This window comes from Martelella sp., from assembly GCF_984369615.1.
Genome location: NZ_CFHTCS010000257.1, coordinates 1,319 through 6,375 on the forward strand (window position 1 = coordinate 1,319; position 5,057 = coordinate 6,375).

The following is a 5,057-nucleotide window of genomic DNA, read 5'->3' on the forward strand; positions in this document are numbered from 1 at the left end:
ATCCAATTGTTTCTAAATCGTGTGTTGCTAAAGCAGCATTTGAATCGCATTTGAGATAAATCCAAGTCTTTGATTTTTCCCAGTTTTTATCTGTTCCTCGTAGTGTCTTTCCATCAACTTTGGGGAAAGGTTCAACATGGGAAAGTCAGTTATTGCGGCGCTTGCGCTCGCCTTGTCATGCGGCGCCGCCGGCGCCAATGCACTCCATCTCAACCAGACGCAGCCAACTAGCGTTGCGAATATGGTGACGTTCGGCAGAACGACAATACCTATCGGCTATTATGACTATTGCCAGCGCTACGCCGATCGCTGTGACCGCCCCGCAGATGGCCAGATCGTCGAATTGACACGCGAACTTTGGAGCGACATCATTCAAACCAATGATGATGTGAATACGTCCGTTGCACCTCTGACCGACAACGAAATATTCGGGGTTGAAGAGCGGTGGGAATATCCCAAAAATGTTGGCGATTGCGAAGATTACGCACTTGAAAAGCGCAAACGCCTAAATCAACGGGGCATACCCTTGGGTGCACTATCAATGACGGTTGGACGGGATGCAAATGGAGGCGGACATGCGGTCCTGACCGTTATCACCGATCGGGGGGATTTCGTTCTGGACAACGTTGAACCTCGGGTTCTGCTCTGGAAAGAAACAGAACTCTATTTCCTCAAGCGCCAATCGCAACATGACCCCAACACATGGGTCAGTCTCGTCTCTGGTTGAATCGTGGGCTGGAGGTCGATATCCAAACACCTCCAGCGCCTACAACAAGAGCTAGCAAAAAGCTCGCGAACCCTCCGTACAATGCTTCCATCATGTTATGGCCTCCGACAAGACAAAAAAGGCCAAACAGGACTGCAAAGCCCGAATAGGCCGCCAGGGTCGTCGCGCTGAAAAGGCCGATACGTGCCAGCAGGTGAGAAAGTCCGATGTGATCCATCCCCAAATTATGGATGCACCATCGGCACACAGCCAATCACTTGTCGGTGATTGGCTGTGAAGGCAACGGATCCATCTGGGTTTCCAACTGCAGGTGAGTGATGCTCACGCCAAACACGGTTACTGCGAAGCAGCACAACGCCAATAGCAGATAAATGTTCCGGCGCTTGCGCTGTCGCGCCAACGTGTGCGATTCTTCGATCGAAAGTCGCAGAGAAGTGTCGGTCATTTTTGTCCATTACCTGATCTTGACGATTTGTCGAGATCGGATACACGAAGCTGCTCGTCACTGGAAGGCACGCTGACCCAAAAGACTGCGGCGCGCTTCCAAGAGAAGCTGGTTCCCAGCTCGGGTGGATGGAACTCGGTGCGGAGAAAGACGTCCTGAGCGAGCCGGGGCCTTGGATTGGCATATGTCTCCAGTCTTGGCTGATCGCACGACGGCCTGGCCAATGTTCTAGGCCGAGCGCAAAGTCCCAAGCGGGAGCGGAGCACGGAAATGCCCGTCTCTAATACGGGCGGCAATTCACCACGTCCCAATCGCGTTTGGCAAAGGTAAGGACCGTTTTCGCATTCGAGCGAGACCTCCTTCGTCAGCATAGCGAGCTCGAAAATCCTTGCTGGTACGTAGTTTTGCACCTCATCAGTTTCAATAGCCAGGACCGACCCACCGGCCCCCAAAATCGCATGGCCCCTTCTTGGTGCTAAACCAGCCCCGAGCCCAATTTTGGTGAGCCGGCTTATACGCGCCAGGAAAACGAGCCCTTCATGGTGCCAAAGAGGAGTGGCTGGTGAATTTGCCAGGAATTATATATCTAATGCATGTCGCGTTCAAATGGATTCATTTGAACGCGACATGCATTGATTCAAAGAGTTACAGCGCCGCGCATCCGATTGGATGTGCGGCGCTGTAGTCGATAGGTTTCGAGCACACCATACGCATCTTGTCCTCGGGCCACGTCCGGCGCGTCAAGAACACATCAAAAATCATTCTCGAAGCGAAGAACGTGGCGCGGCTTGAGCGGACCGAAATTCCGCTTCATCCGGAAATGCAAGTTCGATTGGAGAATTGTGCCAGGCTTATGCGCTCAGAAGCCTGCACCTGGCGCAATTGCTCCGAGCTCCTTGAGTGAGGCCGTAAGGTTGGACTTGCCACCCTTGTAGCCGAATACGTAGTTTGCGGTGCCAGAAATCGAAAACAGAGGCTCATAGCTTTCCTTCGCCGTGTCAGCTTCAACAGCATCGGTCACGTTGTCGAGGATCAGGCTACGATTCTCAAATGCAACAGACAGAACGGCGTGAAATAGATTACGGCTGGTATCCTTGAGCACGACTATTTCCATGGCGCTCATAGGAACATCGAGGCGGGCCAGCAAAGCCATTTTCAGGATGGCGTAGTCTTCGCAATCGCCACTGCTGCGATCCAGAATTTCACCGGGCGTCGACCAGTAGTCCACCCGTTCATGGTTCTGGTCGTCTGCCTTGTAGGCGACAATTCTGTTGACTGATGCTGAGACGTGGCGGAGTTGCTCGCTGACAGTTGATCCGCTCAACGCAAGTTGATCGGCAAGGTCTGCGCACTTTTCGGTGCAAATGTCGTCGGGTGCGCCGGAAGCGACAGCCTTCTTGATCAGGCCGGATATGCGGGCACCACTCTTGATCTTGCCGAAGCGGATCCTGTAGGCACCGAACAAAGGCGCTTCCTGACGAATGGTCTGGCTGATCGACACCCCAGCGGGGGCCGCCATCGCAGGAATCGAGGCGGTGATGACCTGGGCCTGGTCGATCATCTTTTCATTGAGAGCCGGATTTTCCGCCAGGCCCTTATCGGCAAGTTTTGTGAGCGCCGATGGTAGTGCGAGGTCGTTGGTGGAAGCAAGGTCAAAGTCAGGATCGACATCAAGATCAAGGGGAGCGAGGCCAGCTTGGGTCAGGGCAAGGGTCGTGGTGAGGTATTCCGTGGTCAGCCAAGCTGAACCCCGGGCGACATTCCGGTTCTGCAAGAGGGGAGCGGCGGCACTGGAGCTTATAAGAACTTCAGGATTTGTTTCGAGTGTTTCGTAAGCACAAGCCTGTGCGAATGAAGCGCAGAGCAACACGAGTGCGAATGCAGATACTTTGGAATATGATTTCGCTTTATATTTATCTTGCATCTGATTATTCTCCCCTTCGTTGAGGAGAAGACTACAATGCAGAGTATAATATCCCGCAAATGGGCATGCTTAACGATTTTATACTTATTTCTCTAAAAATTTATCCAATTTCATTGCGAGACTCCATCGTTCGTGGTTGGGCATTTCCGCTTCTGCGGAGCATCTTGATTGATCGCTGGATCGCCGCGCGGTTGCGGCTGATTTTAATCTCTCAATCTGCGACTTTTCATGCTGTCATGTCGTCAGGATCAGCTTGCAGGTATCGCATCCTGCGTTCGCATGCTTTGTCCCGAAGATATTTCCTCAATCTCGTCGAAGATAGGTTCATGAAGGCACGGCTGAGCGGTAAACGCGCAGTCCTCGGGTAGAGTAACATGCGCAGAGATCAAAATGCTCCCTTCCGTCTCAAGTCAGCTGCATCAGCGCCATGCCGGAATTGTTGCCGTTGTTTCGTATCGCGGTCTCCGCCGCTGGATCCGTCATGCAGCCATTTTGGAACCGAGCTTTGGCGCCAGACGGACATACGCCAACTCGCTTATAAGTTCGATCAATGTCTGCGTGACAATGATCGCAGGAAGGAGTGGGACCGCGCCGGGAACAGCGAATGCCAGCGGAAGGACGACGAGAGAATTACGCGTTGCGGCACTGAACGCGAGGGCCCGCCCGGCTGGCGCATCAAGGCAAAACAGCCTGCTCATGCCCCATCCCGCCAAGGGTGCAATAACCGCATATGCCACGTAAATCGGGACGACCCGTAACGTGTCATCAAGTGCGGGGCCGAGTTGCGGCACCACAGCGGCCACGACAACGAATAATACAAACGCTGTCGCGGGAACTGGGAGCAGCCCAAGAACCGAGGCTACACGTGCCCCCGCGGCACTTTTGATGGCCCAAAACTGGACGAGAGCGGAGAAGACAAGCGGGACCGCAATCAACCAGGCGAATGCGTGAACAAATGGCCCCGCTGTCACAAGAGACCCAGCCTCAGGGCCAAGGAAAAAACCCAGGTAGACGGGAAGCATCATCATCTGGATGACCAGAAGCGCGGGCGTCGCAGCTAGCAGGAGACGGGCATCGGCACGACCGAGATGCGAGAAGGTTACGACATAGTCGATGCATGGCGCGAGAAGCACCAACAGCACGCCTAGCCTTATCATCGGATCGGGCGGCAGAAACTGAACAAGGGCTCCCACCAGAACAGGAACCACAACGAAATTGGTCAGCAGCAGGACGCCAAGAAAGCGAAAGCGCGAGAAGGCCACTCGCAACTCGGCTAGGGGGACCTGGAGGAACGTCACGAATAACATGAATGCCAGCGCGGGGTTGATGCCGATTTCCAGCGCCGTCATTCCGTTGAGAGTTACCGCCACAATCATGCCGAGGACGACAGCGCCAAAATAGATGGGGACCTGACGGTTTTCGAGGGTTTCACGCAGGAGGGTCAATCGAACTCTTTCGTTTGTCATTTTGGCTTCGGGGAAGGTCTATATGGAATTACGGGAATGGCTATCCCGGTGGCGCCATCTTTTTGTCAGACCCAAGAACGGGATGTGAGTGACGCAATCTATGCCATGCGCGCCTTGAAGTCAGCGCATCCAGCGTACAGGTGATTGGGGGCTTAGGTCTCCTCAGGGGTGGGGCATGCAACGCAGCCGCATTGATTGGTTGCAGATGTCGCGAAAGTGCTTCCACCCACAACAGTTTAGCGACGAGTGAGGAAGTATCCGATTTCCCAACGGCAGGCTGAACATCAGAGCTTGTGGGGTCCAACAGGATCGAAAGGCAACCTGTCGCCGCAAGCCGGGTCAACGTCGGAACTCTTCAAGAGCACCGCATGAAGTTCGTCGTGAAGGCGGCTTGTTTTGCGACCACAACACCAAGCCAACAGAGCCGGTCAGCTAGCCGCTTGAACCGCCCCGGGTTTGCCGGAGGCTGATTGTCATTAGTTACGCGGCCATGTC

General features: G+C 54.1%; 4 protein-coding genes. 1 reads left to right on the forward strand and 3 read right to left on the reverse strand.

Going from position 1 to position 5,057, the window contains the following annotated elements; genetic code table 11:
- Positions 1–136: 136 nt before the first annotated feature.
- Positions 137–727 (forward strand): transglutaminase-like cysteine peptidase, encoded by a 591-nt coding sequence (locus AC5DC2_RS17380; RefSeq protein ID WP_024706447.1) that lies wholly within the window; start codon positions 137–139, stop codon positions 725–727.
- Between the two features lie 253 nt (positions 728–980).
- Here AC5DC2_RS17380 and AC5DC2_RS17385 read toward each other — a convergent pair whose 3' ends face one another.
- The 3 genes from AC5DC2_RS17385 to AC5DC2_RS17395 all read right to left on the reverse strand — a co-directional run bounded on the left by AC5DC2_RS17385 (position 981) and on the right by AC5DC2_RS17395 (position 4,541).
- Entirely contained in the window at positions 981–1,172 is a 192-nt protein-coding gene (locus tag AC5DC2_RS17385; RefSeq protein ID WP_024706448.1) for a cytochrome c oxidase system small membrane protein, read from the reverse strand.
- An 859-nt stretch (positions 1,173–2,031) separates the two neighbouring features.
- Positions 2,032–3,096, reverse strand: a complete 1,065-nt coding sequence (locus AC5DC2_RS17390; RefSeq protein WP_051423965.1) for a transglutaminase-like cysteine peptidase — start codon at positions 3,094–3,096, stop codon at positions 2,032–2,034.
- Positions 3,097–3,575: 479 nt separating this feature from the next.
- Complete coding sequence (locus tag AC5DC2_RS17395; RefSeq protein WP_024706450.1) at positions 3,576–4,541, reverse strand: arsenic resistance protein; 966 nt, start codon at positions 4,539–4,541, stop codon at positions 3,576–3,578.
- Positions 4,542–5,057 lie beyond the last annotated feature (516 nt).